The organism is Opitutus sp. sgz309028, assembly GCF_059821195.1.
This window is the reverse complement of sequence record NZ_JCAMRR010000002.1, coordinates 470,570-490,724: the sequence shown is the minus strand read 5'-3', so window position 1 is coordinate 490,724 and position 20,155 is coordinate 470,570. Positions and strand designations below refer to the sequence as shown.

The window sequence follows — 20,155 nt, the reverse complement described above, 5'->3', positions numbered from 1 at the left end:
CGTTTACACCGGCGTCGGCAGGCTGCCCACGATGCGCCGCAACGCCGCGGCGATCGCCCGCCGTTCCTCCAACGCATCGCTCGTCGGGTGCACCAGCCCAAGCCGGTGCGCGAGCGTCGGCCCGACCAGTTCGGTCACGTCTTCCGGCAGCACGAAATCGCGGCCGTTGACGAGCGCGCGCGCCTGCGCGGCGGAGCGCAGTGCCAGGCCGCCGCGAACGCTCACGCCGGCGCGAAATTCCGCCTCGGTGCGCGTGGCCGCCACGATCTTTTGCAGAAACGAAAGCACGCTGTCTTCGATGAAGATGCGCGCGGCGAGGGCCTGCAGGTTCAACACGTCCTCGCGCGACAGCACCGGGTCGAGCGCGATCGCGTCGTAGCTCGTCCGCGCCACCCGCAGGATCTCCAGTTCGTCCTCAGGTTCTGGATACCCCATGCGGATCCGCATCAGAAAGCGGTCCATCTGGCTTTCGGGCAGCGGAAACGTCCCCTCGTAATCCACAGGGTTTTGCGTCGCGAACACCATGAACGGCGAACCCACGGCATGCGGCTCGCCATCGATCGTGACGCGCGCGCGGTCCATCACCTCGAGCAGCGCGGACTGGGTTTTCGGCGTGGCGCGGTTGATCTCGTCGGCCAGCACGATGTTCGCGAACACCGGACCTTTCTTGAAAACGAACTCCTTCAGCGTCTCGTCGTAGATCGCGACCCCCGTCACGTCGCTGGGCAGCAGGTCGCTGGTGAACTGGATTCGCGAAAACGCGCAATCCATCGAGCGTGCGAGCGTGTAGGCGAGCGTCGTCTTGCCGAGTCCCGGCAGGTCCTCGATCAGCAGATGTCCGCCAGCCACGAGGCAGACGAGCACCTGCTCGAGCACGTCGTCCTTGCCTTTGATGCTGCGACGCATGCTCGCGCGCAGCGCGTCCAGCGCACGTTTCGCTTCCGTCACCTGGCCCGCCGCCAAGAATTCGCTCATGGCAGCCACGCTGCAAGATCTGCCACCGCGGTCAAATCCCGGTGCGGGCGCGAAAACGGGGTTCGCAGACCCGCCCTACGGCGGGCTCCGCGCCTCAATCCTGTTCGAGCAGCTTGATGATCGCGGAGAAATCCTCGTCGCCCATGCCGCGGGCTTCCGCGGTTTTCAACGCCTCGCGCACCGCGTCGAGCAGCGGGAAATCGGAGCAGCCGGCCGTCGCCGATGCGAGGCGCAGGTCTTTGTGAAGGTGTTTCACCGAAAACTGCGGCGAGTAGTCGGCGGCGCGCAGCTTCGGCTCCTTTAGCTTCGAAAGCCCAGAATAACTGACGTTCTGCGACAGCGCGTCGAAGAAGATGTCGTCGCTGACTCCCGCATGGCGCACCATCGTGAGCGCTTCCGCGAGGCCTTGCATCTGGGCCGCGATGTTGAGGTTCATCGCGAGCTTGAGCGTGCACGCCTGTTCGTTGGTGCCGATGATGAAACGCTTGCTCGAGATCAGCGCGAGCAACTCGTCGAGCTCGGCCATCAATGCGCGATCGCCGCCAAGGTAAAACACGGTCTGCTTCTGCTCGGCGGCCGGCTTGCTGCCGGTGAACGGCGCCGCGAGGTAACGCGCGCCGGTTTTCGTCACGCGTTCCTCGAAACGCGCGCTGCTCGCGGCGTCGATCGTGCTCGATTGCACGACGACTTTGCCCGGGCCGAGGCGCGGCACGATCCGGTCGATCACGCTTTCAACGGCTGCGGGATCGGCGACGACGATCTGGATCACGTCCGCGGCGGCGGCGACTTCCTCGGGCGAGTTTTTCCAACCGGGCACGTCGGGTTTCGGCGTGCGATTCCAGCTCGCGGCGAGCCGTCCCGCCGCCGCGTAGTTTCGCGCCCACACTTCGCCGATGATGCCGAGCCCGAGGATGCCGATGGTTTTCATAAATTGCCGGCTAACCAACACCACCGCGCCCGCGAAAACAACTCGCGGTTTTCGCGACGACCGCGCGCTCTCGCGCAGTCGTCGTCAGCCGCTTCAGGCGAGAATCTCGAGCAGGCGCTCGAACAACCGGTTCACTTTTGCCTGATTGTCCTTCACCAGGTCCTTGAACTTCGCGAAATCGATTTCCGTGCCCTCGAGGCCGTTGGCGTAATTGTCGATCAGCGCGAGGCTATTGTAACGCAGGCCGAGTTCGGTGCACAAATCGGCTTCGTGCGCCGCGGTCATGCCGACGACGTCGCCCCAATCCTTCACGATGCGGATTTCCGCCTTCGTTTCGAAACGCGGCCCGCGAAATTGCACATAGACCTTGCCCGGATGAATCGTGAACTCCGGCGCGAGCTGTTCGACCAACTGTGGGATGAGGTTGTTGGCGATGCCCGGCGCGCCGCCGCGCAGCTCCTGGTCGAAGAACGTCATGGGCCCTTGCTGGATGCAGACGTAATCGCTGCACGAAACGAATGTCCCCGGCGGCAGGTCTTTTTTCAGCGAGCCGACCGAATTGAGCGACACGATGTTCTCGAAGCCAAGGTCCGCCAGCGCGCGGATGTTGGCGCGATAGTTGATGGAATGCGGCGGCAGCGGGAACGCGTAGCCGTGGCGGTTGATGAGCGCGAAATCGCCGCGGGTCTTGTAGGTGACTTGTCCATACGGTGTCGTCACCGTCCGGACGTCCCACGCGGAAAAAAGCGTGGAGTTCACAATGCTGGTCCCGCTGATGAACGCGACTTTCATGCGCGTCCCATCACGCGGCGATGGCGGCCGAACACAACGCGAAACCGGCCGCGTCGCTCACGGGCCGTGCCTCACTTCGCCCACGAGATTTTTTCGAAGCGGCGTGCGAGTTCCACGTCCTTGTCGGTGACCTTGCCACCGGCGTCGTGCGTGTTGAGCCGGATCGCGACGCGGTTGTAGACGTTGGTCCATTCCGGGTGATGGTTCATCGCCTCTGCTTCGAAACCGGCGCGGACCAGGAAGCTCATGGCTTCGCGAAAACTGCCGAACTCGTAAGTGCGCGTCAGCGCGTCATTCTCGTATTTCCAGGCCGGGAGGCCGGCGAGGTGGGATTGCAACTCGGAGGGGGAAAGCGGTGCGCTCATACGACGACGTTGCCCTCCGGCGGCGCCGGCGCAACTCGGCGGCCGCGTTCGCCGCGCCGTCAGTTTTACCGACGGGTGCGAGCCGCGAAGCCGGCTTGTCAAACCCGGGCGCCCGTTCCTAACTGCGCGGAGACATGTCATCCTCCGCCGCTCGTCCCGTTTCCGCTGTCCCGCAGCACGTCGGCATCATCATGGACGGCAACGGCCGGTGGGCCCGGCAGCGCGGGTTGCCGCGGATCGAGGGACATCGCCGCGGGGTCGAGACGGTGCGCACCGCGACGTTTGCGGCGCGGGATCTGGGCGTGAAGACGCTGACCCTTTACGCGTTTTCGGTGGAAAACTGGAAGCGTCCCCAGGATGAGGTCGGCGGCTTGATGGGCCTGCTGGAGTTTTATCTGAAAAAGGAACTGCAAACCTTCGTGCGGGACCGGGTGCGTTTCCGCACCATCGGCCGCACGGGCGAATTACCGGCCGGCGTGCAGAAGCTGCTGCGCCAGACCGCGGACGAAACGAAGCACTTCGACGACTACACGCTCGTGCTGGCGTTGAATTACGGCGCCCGCACCGAGGTCGTCGACGCCGCGCGCGCCTACGCCGCGGCGGTCGCCGCCGGCACGGTGAAGCTCAACGACAGCTCGTGGGAGACGTTCAGCCGCTATCTCTACACCGCCGATCTCCCCGATCCCGATCTCATCATCCGCACCTCGGGCGAGAAGCGGATCAGCAACTTTCTTCTCCTGCAGGGCGCTTATGCCGAATACGTTTTCACGCCGGTGCTCTGGCCCGACTTCACGAAACAGGACCTGGCCGAGGCGATCGCCGAATACGGGCGGCGCGAGCGACGTTTCGGGCAGACCAGCGAGCAGGTGAACTCCGCGATCGCGGCCAAGTAACCGCGGCCACCGCCGAACTTTTCCGGTCCCGCGACCACTCTTCCTGCCGCGACGTATCCAGGATTTCACTGCAACCTTGCCGCCGCCCCGCGCGCGGCCGAATCCGGAGTTTCGTCCGCCCTTCCCCAATTCCCCTTTCGCATGGCCAAACGCATCCTGAGCACCTTTCTCCTCTGGGCGATCGTCGTCGGTTCGCTCGTGATCTTCCGCACGGAAGGCGCGATCGCGCTGATCACGCTGATCTCCGTCCTGACGCTGCGCGAATTCTTCAAGTTGATGCAAGGCGTGGGCCTGGTGCCGTTCGACAAGCTCGGCATGACCTTTGGCGGGCTCATCACCCTCGCGCCTTTTCTCGAAGCAAAATGGCAGCTCCCGGCCTCGCACCTGCTCGCCGCGGCGGTGATCGTGTTTTCCGTCCGCATCCTCGGCGAACGCGAACCGCAGAACCGCGTCGAAGCCCTGGCCGCGACGCTCTTCGGCTTGGTCTATGTTGCACTGATGCTGCAGTATCTAGTGCGGATCGTCCTGCCGCTGCCGGCCGACGCGATCGGCGAAACCGGCCGGCTGCTGCTCTTCGTCTGGCTCGTGGCCGTATCCAAATTCTGCGACGTCGGCGCGCTGCTGACCGGCCTCGCGTTCGGCAAACACAAGATGTCGCCGCAGATCAGCCCGAAGAAAACGTGGGAGGGCGCGATCGGCGGCGTGCTCGTTTCCATGCTCGTGGGCGCCGGTGTCGCCTGGCTGGCGCGCGATCATTTTCCCGCGCACCTGACGCCGCTCGTCGCCGCCTTGATCGCCGCGCCGATCGCCGTCGTGGGCATCGTCTCGGACCTCATCGAATCGGTCATCAAGCGACGGGCCACGATCAAGGACTCCGGCGGCATCATCCCGGGCATCGGCGGCATGTTCGACGTCAGCGACAGCCTGATCCTGACGGCGCCGCTCGGCTATTTCCTGTTCGGATTGGCTTGGTAACGGCGTCTCCCGCCGCCCACGGGGGAGGCGCGAAAGACGCGTCAAGATCGCGCGACGGCGCCAACCCGCGCTTGCCGCGCGTCCGCCCGCTCGCGCATACTTGCCGGCTTTCGTGGCGGCTTCATCCTCACCTTCTCCCAAACGCGTCGTCCTGCTCGGCGCCACCGGTTCGATCGGCGAAAACACCTTGCGGGTGATCGCCGCCCATCGGGACAAGCTGCAACTGGTGGGCATCGCGGCCCGCCGGAATCACGAACGGCTGGCGCAAATCGCACGGGATTTTCAGGTTCCGCACGTCGCGGTTTTCGACGATCACGCCTTCGCCGCGGCCCAAGCCGCCGGCGGGCTGCCGCCCGGCACGCGTTTGGTCGGCGGTTTGTCGGGGTTGATCGAACTCGCGCAACTGCCCGAGGCCGACGTCGTGCTGGTCGCCGTGGTGGGCACCATCGGCCTCGAGCCCGCCCTCGCTGCGCTCGCCGCCGGCAAGGATCTGGCGCTCGCGTCCAAGGAGATCCTCGTGCTGGCCGGCAAGTTCGTGATGGCGGCGGCGCGCGAACGAAAGGTGAAACTCCTTCCGGTCGACAGCGAGCACAACGCCGTCTTCCAGTGCCTCGAAGGCCATCCGCAAGCCGGCGTGCGGCGCGTGGTGTTGACCGCCAGTGGCGGCGCGTTTCGCGACTGGCCGGCCGAACGCCTGGCGCACGTCACGCCCGCCGACGCGTTGAAACATCCGAACTGGGCGATGGGGCCGAAGGTGACCGTCGATTCCGCCACGCTCGCCAACAAGGGCCTCGAGCTCATTGAAGCGCAATGGCTTTTCAACTTACGTCCGGAGCAATGCACCGCGGTCCTTCATCCGCAAAGCATTGTGCACTGCCTGGTCGAGTTCACCGACGGCGCGATGCTGGCGCAGCTTTGTCCGCCGTCGATGACGTTTCCGATCCAGCACGCGCTGCTCCATCCTCACCGCGCCCCCGGCGTCGAATCGACGCTGGATTTCACGCGGCTGCTGGGACTCGAATTCCGGCCCGTCGACGAAGACCGTTTCCCCTGTCTGCGGCTCGCAAAGCGCACCATGGTCGTTGGCGGCGTGGCGCCGGCCGTGTTCAATGCGGCGAACGAGATCGCGGTCGCCGCCTTCCTCGAATCGCGAATCCCGTTCCTTGCGATCCCGGCGGTGATCGACCACACTCTGGAACAGATTGAGAACTACGAACCTGAGTCCCTGCCGGCCGTGCTTGCCGCCGATGCCCACGCGCGGCGCCTGGCCTTGCGGCAGGTTGAAAAATTAGCCCGTTAACGTCCCTTTCCCTTTCCTGTGTCCTTCGATCTCGCCTCCCTCCTTTCCAACCTCTGGGCGATCTTCCTCGTGATCCTCTTTTTCGGAGGATCCATTTTCGTCCACGAGCTGGGCCATTTCCTGCTCGCCCGCCGCCGCGGCGTACATGTCGAACGTTTCTCGATCGGCTTCGGCCCCGCGATCTTCTCGTGGCGCGGCCGCGATGGCGTCGAATACCGGCTCTCATGGATTCCGTTCGGCGGCTATGTCCTGCTGCCGCAGCTCGCGGACCTCTCCACCGTGGAGGGCAAGAGCAACGTCGATGTCGAGAAACTGCCGCCCGTCAGCTACACGAGCCGCATGCTGGTGTTCGCCGCCGGCGCCGCCTTCAACCTCCTCTTCGCGCTCGTCCTCGCCACCATCGTGTGGATCGTCGGCCAGCCGACCCTTTCCGTGCTGGCCACCACCAAGCTCGGCAACGTCGCCCCGACCGTCACGCTCGAGGACGGCAAGGTCGTCCCCAACCCCGCTGCCGAAGCGGGTCTCCAAGCCGGCGACATCGTGAAATCCATCGACGGCCTCGCGGTCGCCAACTTCGAAGACATCATCAACGCCGTCCTGCTCGGCAAGGGCCGCACCGACGACGGCCGCCGCGAGGCGAAGTTCGTGATCGAACGCGACGGCCAGCGGATGCCGATCACCGTTTATCCTCAGTTGCTCGGCGAGGATCAGATCCGCGTCGCCGGCGTCGAACCCGCGGACGACCTCACCGCCGAGCAAATCCTGGCCGGCTCGCCGGCCGAGCGCGCCGGGATTCAACCAGGCGACAGCATCGTCGCGCTCGACGGCAAACGCGTGTTCAGCCGCTCCGCCGTGAGCGAGCATCTGATGAAAAACGCCCACCAGCCGACGGAGTTCATTTTCCAGCGGGGCGACTCCCAGTTCACCCGGACGATCCAGCCGCAGCAGGAAACCGACGAGCGCACCGGAAAGCCCGTTTACCGCATCGGTATCCGTTATCGCGAATACGTGATCGTCGTGCACCCCAATCCTTGGACGCAGATCGGCGACGACGTCCGCATGACCTTCCGCACGCTCTCGGCCCTGCTCAGCCCGAGCTCCGACGTCGGCCCGTCCAAAATGAGCGGCCCCATCGGCATCGCCCGCGCGCTGCACCAGCAGGCGCAATGGGATATCCGCCGCGTGCTGTGGTTCACCATCCTGGTCAACGTGAACCTCGCGATCTTCAATCTGCTGCCGATCCCGGTCCTCGACGGCGGCCAGATGCTCTTCGCGACGATCAGCCGGCTGCGCCGCCGGCAGCTGCCGCCGAACTTCATCATGGCGACGCAGAGCGCGTTCTTCGTTCTCATTTTCTCGCTGATCATCTACGTGAGCTTCTTCGACGTCCGCCGCTGGGCCCGTGACGTGCAGGCCGACCGCACGGAATCGCCCGCCCGGAAATAAAGCGGAGAACGGGAAATCCGGGAAACGCCTCCCGCCGCAATTTCCGTTTTTCGCGTGTCAGCGTCCCAGCTTCCCAGCATGTCCTACTGCGCTTCGCGTTTCCAAACGATCCGCCGCCGCACTCTCGAGGTGAAAGTCGGCGCCGTCGGCGTCGGCGGCGACAATCCGCTTCGTATCCAGTCCATGACGACAAGCGACACGCAGGATGTCGCCGCCACGGTCCGGCAGTCCATCGCGCTCGCTGAGGTCGGTTGCGAAATCGTCCGTGTCACCGCGCCCAACGTCGCCGCCGCGCAATGCCTGAAGGACATCCGGGCGCAGTTCACCGCCGCGGGTTTCGGTCACATCCCGCTGGTCGCCGACATCCATTTCCTCCCAAGCGCGGCGATGGAGGCCGTCGAGCACGTCGAAAAGGTCCGGGTGAATCCGGGCAACTACGCCGACAAGAAGAAATTCGCCGTCCGCGAATACAGCGACGCCGACTACGATCGCGAGCTCCAGCGACTGCATGAGGCGTTCTCGCCGCTCGTGCTCCGCGCCCAGGCGCTCGGCCGCTCGCTCCGCATCGGCACGAATCACGGCTCGCTCAGCGATCGGATCATGAACCGCTACGGCGACACGCCGCTCGGCATGGTCGAGAGCGCGCTCGAGTTCCTCCGGATCGCGGAGTCGCATTCGTTCAAGCAGATCATTCTCTCGATGAAGGCCTCGAATCCGAAGGTGATGATTCAGGCCTACCGGCTCCTCGTGGAGCGCATGCAGCAGGAAAACATGCATTATCCGCTGCACCTCGGTGTCACCGAGGCGGGCGACGGCGAGGACGGCCGCATCAAGAGCGCCATCGGCATCGGTTCGCTGCTGCTCGACGGTCTCGGCGATACCATCCGCGTGTCGCTCACCGAGGACAGCGTTTACGAGATCCCGGTCGCCCGCACCATCGCCGACAAGGCGATGTCGCTGTGGCGCGCGCCGGCCGCGAGCGCCGGCTCCTCGCCCGCGCCGGCCGCCGACACCCTCGATCCCTTTCATTTCGCGCGCCGCGAGACCGCGACTGTCACGCTGGGAGATAAATTCATCGTCGGCCCCGAGCATCCACCGCGCGTGATCACGAAAGTGCCGCTCGCCGGAGTCGCGGCGTTTCTGTCCCAACGCGGCGGTCGCGCGCTCGCCGACACGCCGGCCGAAGGTCTGCTCGTGCCGATCTGCGACGCGGCCGAACTCGCGGCGCTGCCGCCACCGGCGGACGCCTTTTACGCGCTGGAACTCGCATCGACGCTCACGCCCGCCGATTTGACGTCACCCGTCGCGGCGCTTGCACCGGGCACGCTGCTGGTCCGGACCTTCGCCGCCGGCGAAGGCCCGACGCTCGTCGAGTTCACCCGCGTCGCGCGCGCGCGGCGTTTCGCCGTCGCCGTGCAGGTGGCTCCGGAAGCCGTCCCGGCGCTCGCCGACACCCTTCGTTTGCTTGGCGACGAAGCGCTGATTTTCACCCTCGATCCTCAAGCTTCGGCGACGACGTGCCCATCCGGCCACAGCATCGGTCGCTACCGCGAACTGGCTGAAGCGCTGCGCCGGAGCGGATCGCGCGCGCCGCTGTGGATTCGTAACACCGACGTCACCGCGGTGAAACCGGATCCGAGTTTTCTTTCGCGGCTGCTCGAAGGGAGCTTCCTCACCGGGGCGCTCTTATGCGATGGCCTCGGCGATCTGGTCAGCGTCGAGACCGAGGCCGATCCCATCCGTGCCACGAAGGTTGTCTACAATATTTTGCAGGGCGCCGGCGCCCGTATCTCCAAGACCGAATTTGTCGCGTGCCCGAGCTGCGGGCGGACCCTCTTCGATCTGCAAACCACGACGCAGCGGATCCGCGCGCAAACCGGCCATCTCAAAGGCGTCAAGCTCGCCATCATGGGCTGCATCGTGAACGGACCGGGCGAAATGGCCGACGCCGACTTCGGCTACGTCGGCGGCGCGCCCGGCAAGATCAACCTCTACGTCGGCAAGCAGTGCGTCCAATACAACATCCCCGCCGCCGAGGCGGATGCGCGTCTGATCGCCCTGATCAAGGAACACGGCAAGTGGGTCGAGCCCGAGCAGGAACCGGCCTGAGCGCCGGCCGGTGTATTGAAAAAAGCAAGACCGTCACGGAATCGTCACCGGCGCGTCACCCGCCAGACGGCTTCACAAGCCCGCTGCGGGGCGACGGAATCGGGGCGGCACTACGGTAAAACCCCGATGCTGGTCGGACGCGAAACTCCGGGCCGGGACGCAACAAAAAAGTGAGCGAAGTTATGCTCACGGACGATGTGAACAACTTGGGAGAAAGTTGGCCTTGAAATGACTTTTTGGTTCTCAGTTACTCCGCCCCCACTCAGTCGTTCACGGCGTCCCGCCCCGTTCTTTCTTACGTCCCCCTTCCGCGTTTTTTGCCGGCCAGCAGGCTTCATCCAGCTACCGTCTGTCCATCAGTAGTTTATAATTCTTCGTTCATCCCCCGATTTTCGAATGATGGCAGCTCCCTATTTTCCCGCTGAACCGACGCAGAAATCCGGCGAAGAGAGACGTGAAAACCACGCGCGACGGGCGCTCTGTGAATAAACCTGCGATTTCGTTCAGCCAATGCCTTCATTGTCCCTGCCGCCCAGCCTTTGGGAAACCGTCAAATGCGACTTCAAGGAGCTCTTTCCTGAAGACGTGTTTCAGATGTGGTTTGAGCCCATGACGTGCCTGGAGGCCACCGAGGACTCCATGCTCCTGGGGGTCCCGAACGATTTCGCGGCGATCTGGATTCACGATAATTACCTCGACCTGATCACGCAACGGCTGCGCCTGACCGCCGGCCGGATGGTGAATGTCACGCTCAAGAAGACCGACGCCCATCGCGCGCCGTCGCCCTCGCCCAGCTCGCGTCCAGCCGCGCCCGAACCCGCCGCCAATCGCGCCCGCACCGCTTCCCGGCCGAAGGGTCGTTATGACGAACGCGGCCCCGCCGCCGGAACGCTCAATCCGCGTAACACGTTCGAAACCTTCGTCGTCGGTTCCAACAACCAGATGGCCCACGCCGCCGCCCTCGCCGTCGCGCAGGCGCCCGCCCAGGCCTACAATCCGCTTTTCATCTACGGCGACACCGGTCTGGGCAAAACCCACCTGATGCACGCCATCGGCCACGCCATCCTGCGCAACAACCCGCAGGCCCACGTCGCGTATCTTTCAACGGAAAAGTTCACCAACGAGTTCATCCAGGCCCTGCAGGAAAACAGTCTCACGAAGTTTCGGCAGCGTTACCGCCACGTCGACGTGCTGTTGATCGACGACATCCAGTTCCTCGCCGGCAAGGAGCGCATCCAGGAGGAATTCTTCCATACCTTCAACGACCTGTTCGAATCCGGTAAGCAGATCGCCCTTTCGAGCGATCGCCGCGCGAGCGAGATCCAGAAACTCGAGTCCCGCCTCGTCTCCCGTTTCGAATGGGGCCTGCCCGCGGACATCCAGGCGCCCGATTTCGAAACCCGCCTCGCCATCTTGCGCAGCAAAGCCGTCAGCCTGAAATTCGACATCCCGCCCGCGGTTCTGACCTTCATCGCGCAGAATATTTCCAAGAACATCCGCCGCCTCGAAGGCGCGCTGATCAAGGTCGCCAGCTACTCCGCCCTCACCAACAAGCCGCTCGATCTCCCGACGACCGAGATGCTGCTGCAGGACGTGCTGATGGAGCAGGCGCAGAACATTCTCACGATCGAAACGATCCAGAAACGCGTGGCCGATCACTTCCAGATCCGCCACAGCGACATGACGAGCAAGCGCCGGCCGAACAACATCGCCATTCCCCGCCAGATCGCGATGTATCTCGCCCGCACCCTGACGAAGCATTCGCTCCAGGAAATCGGCGACGCCTTCGGCGGCCGCGATCACGGCACGGTGATTCACGCCTGCAAAGCCGTGGACAACATGATGGAGCAGGACTCCACCACCCGCGGCAGCGTCGATTTCCTCCGCGCCCAGTTGTCGAAGTAGGGACTCGCGCGCTGCGCGCGAGCCCAGAGCCAAGCGCCGGGAGGCCAGAGCCTCGGCGGAATGAAACAGTTCGGATGCATCTCCGGCCCGCACTGGCGTTTCTGCATTCTTGCTCTAGACTCTCAGCTCTCCGCTCCTAGCTTTTTACCTTCGCCATGTCCCTCACTCCTGAGCAGCAACAAGCCGTCTCCAGCTGGGTCGCCGCCGGCGACAATCTTTCCACGATCCAAAAAAAGCTGGCCGAGGAATTCCAGGTCTCGATGACCTACCGCGATGTGCGTTTTCTCGTCGACGACCTGAACCTCTCGCTCAAGGACCCCGCCCCGAAGGTCGACACGTCCGACCTTTCCAAAGCTCAGACGGCTCCGCCGCCTGCCAGCGACCGCGGGGCGCCGCCGCCGGAGAAGAAGGGCTTTTTCGACAAGGCGAAGGAGAAGCTCGGCCTCGCCAAAGACGAAGCCGGCGAAGACATCCCCGCGGAAGAAGAATTTGCGGACGAGGCGTTCGATGAACCGCCGCCGGGCGCGAGCAACGTCAGCGTCGCCGTCGACAAGGTCACGCTCATCCCTGGCGCCGTCGCCAGCGGCACCGTCACCTTCAGCGACGGTGTCACCGGCAAGTGGATCATCGACCAATACGGCCGCCCCGGCTTCACCGAGATCAGCCAGCCCGGTTACCGGCCGAAGCCCGACGACGCCCAGGCCTTCATGCAGGAGCTCAGCCGCGCTTTGCAGCAGCGCGGTTACTGAGTTCGTCCGACGGTCATCGACCCGATCGCGGCACAACGCCGCCTCCCGAGTGCGCGCGCCGTTTGACGGCAGGACGCGGCCGCCTACGCTGCGCGGTCCGGCGCCGTCGCGCCGGTGCACACATCAACCCCACCACAGGAGGTCACCATGGCCAAGTTCCTCGCTTGGGCGGAATCGCACCGCGATCTCTGGCTCGACTGTGTCCGCATCTACCTCGGGCTCGCCCTCTTCGCCCGCGGCGTGTTGCTGGTCTTCGATGTCCGCACGGACTTCTTTCTCAACCTGCTTTCCCAGGCCAACCAACCGTGGCTCGTCACGGGAGCGCTCCTCCACTACGTGACACTCGCGCATTTCGTCGGCGGCATTCTGCTGACGGTCGGCCTGCTCACGCGCGTCGCCGCGCTCGCGCAAATCCCGATCCTCGCCGGCGCTGTATTCATTGTTCACCGACAGGACGGGCTGTTCGCGCTGGGCCAGTCGCTGGAGCTTTCCGCGCTCGTGCTGTTCCTGCTCGTCGTCGTCCTGATCAGCGGCCCGGGCCCGCTGTCGATCGACGCGGCGATGGCCCAGAAAAAATCCGCCGCGCATCCCAGCGTCTCCCCGTCGACACTCTAGAACCGTCGCGTTTTGCGGAGCGGATGCGGAGTTTTTCGACCACGGAATGCATCGAGCCCGCGGCGGGCTGGCTCGCGATTCCAGTCACTCATTCCGTGCCCTCTGTGCATTCTGTGGTCCTAAAATCGCCGGCGTTCGCCCCCGCACGGGCCCGCGGAGAACGCGATCGCCGAGACGATCCACTTCGCCGGTTCGACCGCTCCTACCGCACGCTCGCCACCGCGGCGCGAAATTCCTCGATCGCGAACGGCTTCGAGAGACATGGCCGCGCGTTCTTCTTCAGGAACGCCTGGAAGTCCTCGTTGATCACATCGCCCGTCATGAAGAGCAGGCGCGTCGCCGCTGCGGGCTGCCCGGTTCGCAACTGTTCGTAAAGGTGCAGGCCGTTTAGCCCGGGCATTTTCCAGTCGCAGACGATCGCGTCGAAATGACGTCCCGCGATCCGCGCGAGCGCCTCTTCCCCGCCCGAGGCGGTTTCGACGGTATAGCCTTCGGCGCGCAGCAAGTCCTGCGTCAGCTCCAGGATCCAGTTCTCGTCATCGACGACCAGCACGGCCTTCCCTGCGCCCGAGCGAGTCGCCACCTGCGCCGGCCGTTCCGGTTCGCGCTGAATCGCTCCGGGGGCCGCGGCCGCGGGGAGCTCGATGCGAAATGTCGCGCCATGGCCGAGTTCGCTCTGCACGCCGATTTTTCCGCCGTGCTCCTGGATGATTCCATAGGAAAGGCTCAGACCGAGGCCGGTGCCCTTGCCGAGCGGCTTGGTGGTGAAGAAAGGATCGAAGATCCGGGATAACGCGTCCGGCCGGATGCCGGGTCCATTGTCCTTGAATTCGATGTAGACGGTTTTTTCTACGACCCGCGTGCTCACGATCACCTCGCCGTCGCGGCGGAAGGGTTCGATCGCCTGGCGCGCATTGCCGAGAATGTTGACAAACACCTGCTGCAACTGATGCGGGTCCGCCATCAACGGCGGGAGGCCCTCCGCGAACTCGCGCTTCACCGCCACGTTACTCGTCCGCAGATCGTAAGCCATGATCTCGAGCACCTCGTCGACCACGCGGTTGATCTCGACGAGCCGGCGCTCCGGCGCGTGTTGGCGCGCAAAGCTCAACAGGCTCTGCACGATCTTGTGACAGCGATGCGCGCTCTTCGCGATGAGCTCCAGATGGCGCCGGTTCTTCTCGTTCGTCTCCGCGCCTCCGAGCAGATCGGCGAAACCGATCACGGCCGTCAGCGGATTGTTCAGCTCGTGCGCGACGCCCGCCACGAACTGGCCGACGGCGGAAAGTTTTTCGCTCTGGATCAGCTGCGCCTGCGTGTTCTTGAGCGTCGAGACGGTTTTCTCCAGCTCCGCGCGCGACGTCTGGAGGTTGGACGTCATCCGGTTGAACTCCTGCGCGAGTTCGCCGCACTCGTCGTTGGAGAACCGCACCACCTTCCGGGAAAAATCGCCGCGGCCGACCGCTTCCGCCATGTCGCGCAGCTCGCGCAAGGGCTGCGTGATCCGTCGCAGGAAAAACCATACGACCGCGCCGCCGAGCAGGATGCTGGCTGCGCCCACCGCCACGAGGGTCCGCCGGGCGTCCTGCAGCGCATGCAGCCGCAATTCGTAGGACGAGAGGATGAGGTAACGAAACGCGAGCCCCGGGCGACCGCGATACGCACCGGAAAGCGCCAGGTAGTGTTCGCCGTCCAGCTGGACGCGGCGCACGTTGCGTCGGGTTTCAACCGGCTCGGGCGTCGCCCCGAAGCCGATCTGCCGCAGCAGCTCACCGTGCCGGTCGGGGTCCTTCAACGTCGAGGCCGCCACGGCTTCTTCGCTCAACAGCAGGATTTCCGTGCGGGGCGATCGCAGCTGCTGCAGCACCGCATCATTGATCTGAATACCCACCGTGATCGCGCCGAGCGGCGGCCCCGCCTCCGCCTGGGTCGGCACGGCCACCACCGCATAGGCGCGGCCCGCGGCCGCCCACATCCCCGCCACCGCCTCGCCGTTCAACGCGGCGCCCGTGAACTCCTCCGCTCCGTGCGCGAACGCTTCGACGCTCGGCTCCGCGCGCCGGCTCACGCCCGCCAGCCGGCCGCCTTCGCGGGTCGTGAAGATCATCACCTCGCTGTCGTCGTTGGCCTCGCTCAGGAGGCTGCGCAACAGCCAGTCCATCGTCTTCGAATCGTTCAGCCCCGCGGTCACCTTCACGCGGGCTTCGTTGGCGACCGCTTGATAGCGCAACATCGCCGCGCGCGCGCGGATCTCGAGCGACTTCACGAACGCGTCCTCCGCCGACGTCAGCGTCTGCCGCGCCTCGTCGAGCATCTGCACGCCGATGCGATCGCTCACCAGCCAGACCGTGATCACCGGCAGCGGCACCAGCACGGCCAGGACGGCGAGCAGCACCTTCGTCTGAAAACTCAATCGCGTCCCGGTCATCGCACCCCTACTCGCCGGCTGCGCCCACTCCGAGCACGAAGTCGGCCGTCACCGTGCCGTCCGCCGGCACGACGACGTCTTGCACGCGACTTGGCAGGCGTTCGTGCCAGGCCTTCAGCCGATACGTGCCGGCCGGCACGTCCTTGATCGTGTAGCGGCCGCGGGTGTCCGTCTTGGCGAAAAACGGATTCGGCAGCACGAGAATGATGCAGTGCATCTGGGTGTGAATGCCGCAGAACACATCCACGCGGCCGACCTTCTCGAACCGCACCTCCGGCACGCGCTCGCCGCGCTTGTAGAGTTTCAAATCGAACGGCGTCTCGTCCGACATCGAGAAAACGTTGTGGTAAATATCGTCCTCGTTCGGCCAGCGCACCACCGTGCCCGCGACCACCGGCAGCACGTGCGGCTCGAACGCCGCGTCTTTCTGCACCACCGTATCCACGCGGGAAGCACCCGCGGCCGGCAGCGGGCCTTCGATCGAGACCACAAAGTCCTGCAACCGATCGTAGTCGATTCGTTCGACGAACTTATACCGCCGGCTGCCGTAGGCGCCGTCGCTGCCCCCTCCGCCCGTTTCCGCGGCGCCGCGGGCTCGCACCGTGCCAGCGAGCGTTCCCGCCAGGGCGGAGGAGCTCATCACGGCAAACGCGAGCAGAACGGAAAGTTGTGCGCGGCGACGCCCGACCACGCCGTGGCCGCCGGCCGGTCGCTCGGGCCCTGGCGCAAGGTTGATTCCCGGTTGAGTCATTTTCCCCACAAGATCGTAGATCCCGGCTAGAACTTGAATCCCACCTCCGCCGCCAGGAAGTCCTGGTCGTCACGATCCGCGCCCGCCACGGTGCGTCCGCGTTCGACGCTGTATTCGAATTTCAACACCAGCGGTGGCCCCAAGCGGTAACCGAAACCCGCGCTCACCCGCCGCAAACGTTCCGTCCACGGGGCGCCGGGATTGTAGAAAAACGCGCCGGCGTTGCCGAATCCCGCCAGCGGATAGCCCCGCGGCGCCTCGATCCCGCTGTAGCGCACGACGCCGTAAAGCCGCTCGCCGACGCGCTGCATCCACTCGACCGACTGATAATTCATCCGCCGCGTGTGGTCCGCCGTGACATCGTCATCGTCGAATCTCACCCAGCCCGCGGCCACCGCGAGGTGCCCGCTGCGCCAGCGCGCCTTGGCGTCGAGTTCGTAAAGATTGGCGGAAAACTCCTTCGTCGTTCCCGGCGCTCCGAGCGCGCGGAAAAAGCCGTTGCTGAACCAGACCTCCGACAGCGCATCGCCGCTCGTCGACAGTTGCCCCGTCCGCATCGCGCTCGCGCTCACATGCAGCCAGCGGTTCGGATCGTAGCCGACGCGCGCCGCGAGGGATTTGTCCCAGGAGTGGTCACGCAGGAGACTGTGCCCGCCGTTCTGCACGGCCGTTACGTAGCTGAATTTTCCCACCTCGCCGTATACCTCCACGCCCTCGTCCACGCCCCAGATGTCGCTGACCGAATGCGAAATCAGCGGATTGGCCAGCACGCCGCGCACCTGATATTCCTCGCCGAACGGAACGTTCAACCGGCCCGCGCGCAGGTTCACCGCGCGGCCGCCCAGCACGCTTTCGAAATCGACGTAGAGCTCGCCCAGGTGAAACGCCTCGTCGTTGTTCTCGCGCAACAGCAGATTGAACTCCGCGAACGCGAACGCGTTTTTCCAGACCTGCGCCTCGATCGCGACCTTAGCATCGTCGACGCGAAACTCCGAATTCGGAAACTGGCCCGCCGACCCCGTCTTGAAGAACGCGAGTCCGGCCTCGCCGGTGATGCGCACGGCCGCATGTCCGCCGCCGCCTGATCGCGCCGACGGTGCGTCGGACGCCGACTGCAACTCCTCCAGCACCCGGTCATGCCGCTGCGTCGCGCCGCGCATCTCCGCCAGTTGCGCCGCCAGTTGCTCGACCAGCTTGCGCTGCTCTTCGAGCTGCGCCTCCAGCCGGGCGTTCTGCGCCGCGAGAGCCTCGAGTCGGGCGGACGGATCCTCGGCCGCGGCACACAGGAACGACGCGACGGCGAACGTCGCACTCCTCACCCCCCGAGGAAACGTTGCCAGCTGGAAAGGCATGCGTCGCTGCCGGTGGTAGCAGAGTCGCGCGAACTGGCAAGCGCGCGCATCGCGGGACGTCCGTGGCGGATCACTCGCCGGCCAGCAGCCGCTTGAACGCGGTCTCGTCGATCACCGGCACGCCGAGCGATTTCGCCTTCTCCAGTTTCGAACCCGCTTCCTCCCCGGCCAGCACGTAGCTCGTTTTCTTGCTGACGCTCCCGCTGACCTTGCCGCCCGCCGCTTCGATCTGCGCCGTGGCTTCGTCGCGCGTGAGCGTGGGCAACGTGCCGGTCAGCACGAACGTCTTTCCCGCCAGCGAGCTGCCTGCTGTCGGGACCACCGGTGTCACGCCCGCCCGTATCAGTTCCTCCACGACAGTTCGATTCCGCGGCTCGGCGAAATAGGCCAGAATCGCCAGCGCCATGGTCTCGCCGATGCCGCTGATCACCGATTCCTTCTGGCGGATGAAGTCCTCATACTTGGCGGCGGCCAGCGCTTCGAGGCTGCGAAACGTGCGCGCCAGGTCCTTCGCCGCCGCCGCGCCGACATGCGGGATGCCCAGGCCGTGAATGAAGCGCCACAACTCGGCGCGTTTGCTCGTCTCGATCGCTGCCAGGAGATTGTCGGTGGATTTCTCCACGCTTTTTCCGAGCGTGAGCAGGTCCGTCCGTTTCAACCCGTAAACATCCGCCAGGCCGCGCACCCAGCCCTTCTCCACCAGCACGTCGACCATCGCTTCGCCGAGGCCCTCGATGTCGAGGCATGCCTTCGACGCGAAATGCTGCACGCGCCGTCGCACCTGCACCGGACATTCGAAATTCGGACAGCGCAACGCCACCTCGCCCTCAATCTGCACCACCGCCGTGCCGCACTCCGGGCAGTGTTGAGGAAACTGATACGGCACGCACTCCGGCGCGCGCCGCGTGGGATTGACGCCGATGACCGCCGGGATGATCTCGCCCGCTTTCTCCACGTAAACGTAATCGCCGACGCGGATGTCCTTGCGCGCGATCTCGTCGCGATTGTGCAGCGTCGCGCGCGCGACCGTGGTTCCCGCGAGCACCACCGGTTCGAGTTCCGCCACCGGCGTGAGCACGCCCGTGCGCCCGACCTGGATCGTGATCTCGCGCAGCTTCGTCTCCGCGCGATCCGGCGCGAATTTGTAAGCCATGGCCCAGCGCGGCGATTTGCTCGTCGAACCGGCACGGCGCTGGAGCGGCACGGAATCGAGCTTCACGACCGCGCCGTCCGTCGCATACGCAAACGCGTCCCGCAACTCGTCGAGCTGGCGGATCGCGGCGAGCACCTCCTCGGCACCGCGCACGGTCCAGAATTTTTCCACGGTCGGCAGGCCCCACGCTTTCACCCAGCCGTGAAATTGCGTCTGGGTTTCGGGCAGCGCGCTCACCGGCTCCACGTATCCACGTCCGTATAACACGATTTCGAGTTTCCGCTGCGCGACTTCGCGCGCGTCGAGCTGCTTGATCGTGCCGGCGGCGAGATTGCGTGGATTGGCGTAGAGCGGCTCGCCTTCCTCTTCGCGCTGGCGGTTGATCCGCTGGAATTCCGCGAGCGTGAGAAAAATCTCGCCGCGGATCTCGATCACGTCCGGCCGCGGCGCCCCTGCGGTGGGCTTCAGTTCGTGCGGGAGCGTCTTGATCGTGAGCGCATTCGCGGTGATGTCGTCGCCCTCGACGCCGTTGCCGCGTGTGACGGCACGCACGAGTTTCCCCTTTTCGTAGGTGAGGCTGACCGCGAGGCCGTCGATCTTGGGCTCGACCACGAAGGCGAGATCCTCGCGCTCCAGGTCGCGCACCAGCCGCGCGTAAAACTCGCGCAATTCGTCCTCCGAATAGGTGTTGTCGAGGCTCATCATCCGCTCGCGATGGCGGTAGACCTGAAAGCCTTCCGTGCGGTCGTCGCCGACCTGTGCGGAGGGGGACACGCCAGCGGTGAGCTCCGGCCACTCGCGTTCGAGGTCGGCGAGCTCGCGCTTGAGGAGGTCGTAGTCGAAATCGGCAATCTCCGGCCGCGCCTGCCGGTAATACAGCTCGTCGTGCCGGGCGATCTGCGAGCGAAGTTCGGCGATCCGTTTACGAGCTGCGGCTGAGTCCATCGGCGGCGATTACGCACGGAGCGCCCGCGATTTCAACGCGCCGTTTGCCGAACCAGGCCGCGAACGGCGTCTCCAGGAAATTCCGATACGTCCGCCATTCCGCATACAACAGCGTCGCCAGCGACGCCCCGAGCGTGTCGGCGATCCAGTCGTAAACATCCATCGACCGCTCGGGCGTGAAATACTGGTGCAGTTCGTCCGTGATTCCGAAGACCGACACCACCAGCACCGCCGCGTAGATGCCGAGCGGCCGGGTCTGCTGCACCCAACCGAGCCGCGCCACGAGCGTCGCCATCAATCCGTAGACGAAGAAATGAACGATCTTGTCGAAATACGGGATGCCTCCACCGACGTCCGGCACCGATCCGGCCGAGCACCACGTGACCATCACGGCCAGCAGGAGAGGCCAGAGGAGCTTGCGACGATCGGATTGCGGCAAAGGCGGCGGCATGGTCGACTGCGTGACAGCAACAG

General features: G+C 65.1%; 17 protein-coding genes. 8 read left to right on the top strand and 9 right to left on the bottom strand.

Annotation, left to right across the window (positions count from 1 at the left end):
• Positions 1-3: 3 nt before the first annotated feature.
• The 4 genes from AC6RV7_RS07835 to AC6RV7_RS07820 form a co-directional block, all read right to left on the bottom strand.
• Complete coding sequence (locus AC6RV7_RS07835; RefSeq protein WP_500093369.1) at positions 4-975, bottom strand: AAA family ATPase; 972 nt, start codon at positions 973-975, stop codon at positions 4-6.
• 94 nt (positions 976-1,069) lie between these two features.
• Entirely contained in the window at positions 1,070-1,903 is an 834-nt protein-coding gene (locus tag AC6RV7_RS07830) for an NAD(P)-dependent oxidoreductase (protein WP_500093367.1), read from the bottom strand.
• A gap of 93 nt (positions 1,904-1,996) precedes the next feature.
• Entirely contained in the window at positions 1,997-2,695 is a 699-nt protein-coding gene (locus AC6RV7_RS07825) for an MTAP family purine nucleoside phosphorylase (protein ID WP_500093365.1), read from the bottom strand.
• 71 nt (positions 2,696-2,766) lie between these two features.
• Positions 2,767-3,060, bottom strand: a complete 294-nt coding sequence (locus tag AC6RV7_RS07820; protein WP_500093363.1) for a 4a-hydroxytetrahydrobiopterin dehydratase — start codon at positions 3,058-3,060, stop codon at positions 2,767-2,769.
• A 134-nt stretch (positions 3,061-3,194) separates the two neighbouring features.
• Between AC6RV7_RS07820 and uppS the strand changes: the two genes are divergently transcribed.
• The 8 genes from uppS to AC6RV7_RS07780 all read left to right on the top strand — a co-directional run bounded on the left by uppS (position 3,195) and on the right by AC6RV7_RS07780 (position 13,052).
• Complete coding sequence (gene uppS, locus AC6RV7_RS07815) at positions 3,195-3,953, top strand: undecaprenyl pyrophosphate synthase (RefSeq protein ID WP_500093361.1); 759 nt, start codon at positions 3,195-3,197, stop codon at positions 3,951-3,953.
• Positions 3,954-4,094: 141 nt separating this feature from the next.
• Positions 4,095-4,928 carry a phosphatidate cytidylyltransferase gene (locus AC6RV7_RS07810; RefSeq protein WP_500093359.1) on the top strand — a complete coding sequence of 278 codons (834 nt, stop codon included), beginning with the start codon at positions 4,095-4,097 and terminating at the stop codon, positions 4,926-4,928.
• Positions 4,929-5,040: 112 nt separating this feature from the next.
• Positions 5,041-6,228: a 1-deoxy-D-xylulose-5-phosphate reductoisomerase gene (gene dxr, locus AC6RV7_RS07805; protein WP_500093357.1), complete on the top strand. Its 1,188-nt coding sequence runs from the start codon at positions 5,041-5,043 to the stop codon at positions 6,226-6,228.
• Positions 6,229-6,246: 18 nt separating this feature from the next.
• Positions 6,247-7,674 (top strand): site-2 protease family protein, encoded by a 1,428-nt coding sequence (locus tag AC6RV7_RS07800; protein WP_500093355.1) that lies wholly within the window; start codon positions 6,247-6,249, stop codon positions 7,672-7,674.
• Between the two features lie 78 nt (positions 7,675-7,752).
• Positions 7,753-9,783, top strand: coding sequence for a (E)-4-hydroxy-3-methylbut-2-enyl-diphosphate synthase (gene ispG, locus AC6RV7_RS07795; protein WP_500093353.1), 2,031 nt, complete (start codon positions 7,753-7,755; stop codon positions 9,781-9,783).
• 510 nt (positions 9,784-10,293) lie between these two features.
• Positions 10,294-11,688, top strand: a complete 1,395-nt coding sequence (dnaA, locus tag AC6RV7_RS07790; RefSeq protein WP_500093352.1) for a chromosomal replication initiator protein DnaA — start codon at positions 10,294-10,296, stop codon at positions 11,686-11,688.
• 155 nt (positions 11,689-11,843) lie between these two features.
• Complete coding sequence (locus AC6RV7_RS07785; RefSeq protein WP_500093351.1) at positions 11,844-12,437, top strand: hypothetical protein; 594 nt, start codon at positions 11,844-11,846, stop codon at positions 12,435-12,437.
• 147 nt (positions 12,438-12,584) lie between these two features.
• A complete protein-coding gene (locus tag AC6RV7_RS07780; RefSeq protein WP_500093350.1) occupies positions 12,585-13,052 on the top strand; it encodes a DoxX family protein in 468 nt (155 codons plus the stop codon).
• A gap of 202 nt (positions 13,053-13,254) precedes the next feature.
• Here AC6RV7_RS07780 and AC6RV7_RS07775 read toward each other — a convergent pair whose 3' ends face one another.
• The 5 genes from AC6RV7_RS07775 to AC6RV7_RS07755 form a co-directional block, all read right to left on the bottom strand.
• Positions 13,255-15,480 carry a hybrid sensor histidine kinase/response regulator gene (locus AC6RV7_RS07775; RefSeq protein ID WP_500093349.1) on the bottom strand — a complete coding sequence of 742 codons (2,226 nt, stop codon included), beginning with the start codon at positions 15,478-15,480 and terminating at the stop codon, positions 13,255-13,257.
• A 7-nt stretch (positions 15,481-15,487) separates the two neighbouring features.
• Positions 15,488-16,120, bottom strand: a complete 633-nt coding sequence (locus AC6RV7_RS07770; RefSeq protein WP_500093348.1) for a carboxypeptidase regulatory-like domain-containing protein — start codon at positions 16,118-16,120, stop codon at positions 15,488-15,490.
• Between the two features lie 137 nt (positions 16,121-16,257).
• Complete coding sequence (locus tag AC6RV7_RS07765) at positions 16,258-17,583, bottom strand: hypothetical protein (RefSeq protein WP_500093347.1); 1,326 nt, start codon at positions 17,581-17,583, stop codon at positions 16,258-16,260.
• Positions 17,584-17,653: 70 nt separating this feature from the next.
• Complete coding sequence (ligA, locus tag AC6RV7_RS07760) at positions 17,654-19,681, bottom strand: NAD-dependent DNA ligase LigA (RefSeq protein ID WP_500093346.1); 2,028 nt, start codon at positions 19,679-19,681, stop codon at positions 17,654-17,656.
• Positions 19,659-20,132, bottom strand: coding sequence for a VanZ family protein (locus AC6RV7_RS07755; protein WP_500093345.1), 474 nt, complete (start codon positions 20,130-20,132; stop codon positions 19,659-19,661). Before AC6RV7_RS07755 ends, ligA begins: the two co-directional genes overlap by 23 nt.
• Between the last annotated feature and the right edge of the window lie 23 nt (positions 20,133-20,155).

What these genes read in the sequence shown, in the direction of transcription:
- AC6RV7_RS07810 (WP_500093359.1), top strand. Translation starts at nt 4,095, where the DNA reads ATGGCCAAACGCATCCTGAGCACCTTTCTCCTCTGGGCGATCGTCGTC.
- uppS (WP_500093361.1), top strand. Translation starts at nt 3,195, where the DNA reads ATGTCATCCTCCGCCGCTCGTCCCGTTTCCGCTGTCCCGCAGCACGTC.
- AC6RV7_RS07775 (WP_500093349.1), bottom strand. Translation starts at nt 15,480, where the DNA reads ATGACCGGGACGCGATTGAGTTTTCAGACGAAGGTGCTGCTCGCCGTC.
- AC6RV7_RS07830 (WP_500093367.1), bottom strand. Translation starts at nt 1,903, where the DNA reads ATGAAAACCATCGGCATCCTCGGGCTCGGCATCATCGGCGAAGTGTGG.
- AC6RV7_RS07755 (WP_500093345.1), bottom strand. Translation starts at nt 20,132, where the DNA reads ATGCCGCCGCCTTTGCCGCAATCCGATCGTCGCAAGCTCCTCTGGCCT.
- AC6RV7_RS07820 (WP_500093363.1), bottom strand. Translation starts at nt 3,060, where the DNA reads ATGAGCGCACCGCTTTCCCCCTCCGAGTTGCAATCCCACCTCGCCGGC.
- AC6RV7_RS07825 (WP_500093365.1), bottom strand. Translation starts at nt 2,695, where the DNA reads ATGAAAGTCGCGTTCATCAGCGGGACCAGCATTGTGAACTCCACGCTT.
- dnaA (WP_500093352.1), top strand. Translation starts at nt 10,294, where the DNA reads ATGCCTTCATTGTCCCTGCCGCCCAGCCTTTGGGAAACCGTCAAATGC.
- AC6RV7_RS07835 (WP_500093369.1), bottom strand. Translation starts at nt 975, where the DNA reads ATGAGCGAATTCTTGGCGGCGGGCCAGGTGACGGAAGCGAAACGTGCG.
- ispG (WP_500093353.1), top strand. Translation starts at nt 7,753, where the DNA reads ATGTCCTACTGCGCTTCGCGTTTCCAAACGATCCGCCGCCGCACTCTC.
- AC6RV7_RS07765 (WP_500093347.1), bottom strand. Translation starts at nt 17,583, where the DNA reads ATGCCTTTCCAGCTGGCAACGTTTCCTCGGGGGGTGAGGAGTGCGACG.
- ligA (WP_500093346.1), bottom strand. Translation starts at nt 19,681, where the DNA reads ATGGACTCAGCCGCAGCTCGTAAACGGATCGCCGAACTTCGCTCGCAG.
- AC6RV7_RS07770 (WP_500093348.1), bottom strand. Translation starts at nt 16,120, where the DNA reads ATGAGCTCCTCCGCCCTGGCGGGAACGCTCGCTGGCACGGTGCGAGCC.
- AC6RV7_RS07785 (WP_500093351.1), top strand. Translation starts at nt 11,844, where the DNA reads ATGTCCCTCACTCCTGAGCAGCAACAAGCCGTCTCCAGCTGGGTCGCC.
- AC6RV7_RS07780 (WP_500093350.1), top strand. Translation starts at nt 12,585, where the DNA reads ATGGCCAAGTTCCTCGCTTGGGCGGAATCGCACCGCGATCTCTGGCTC.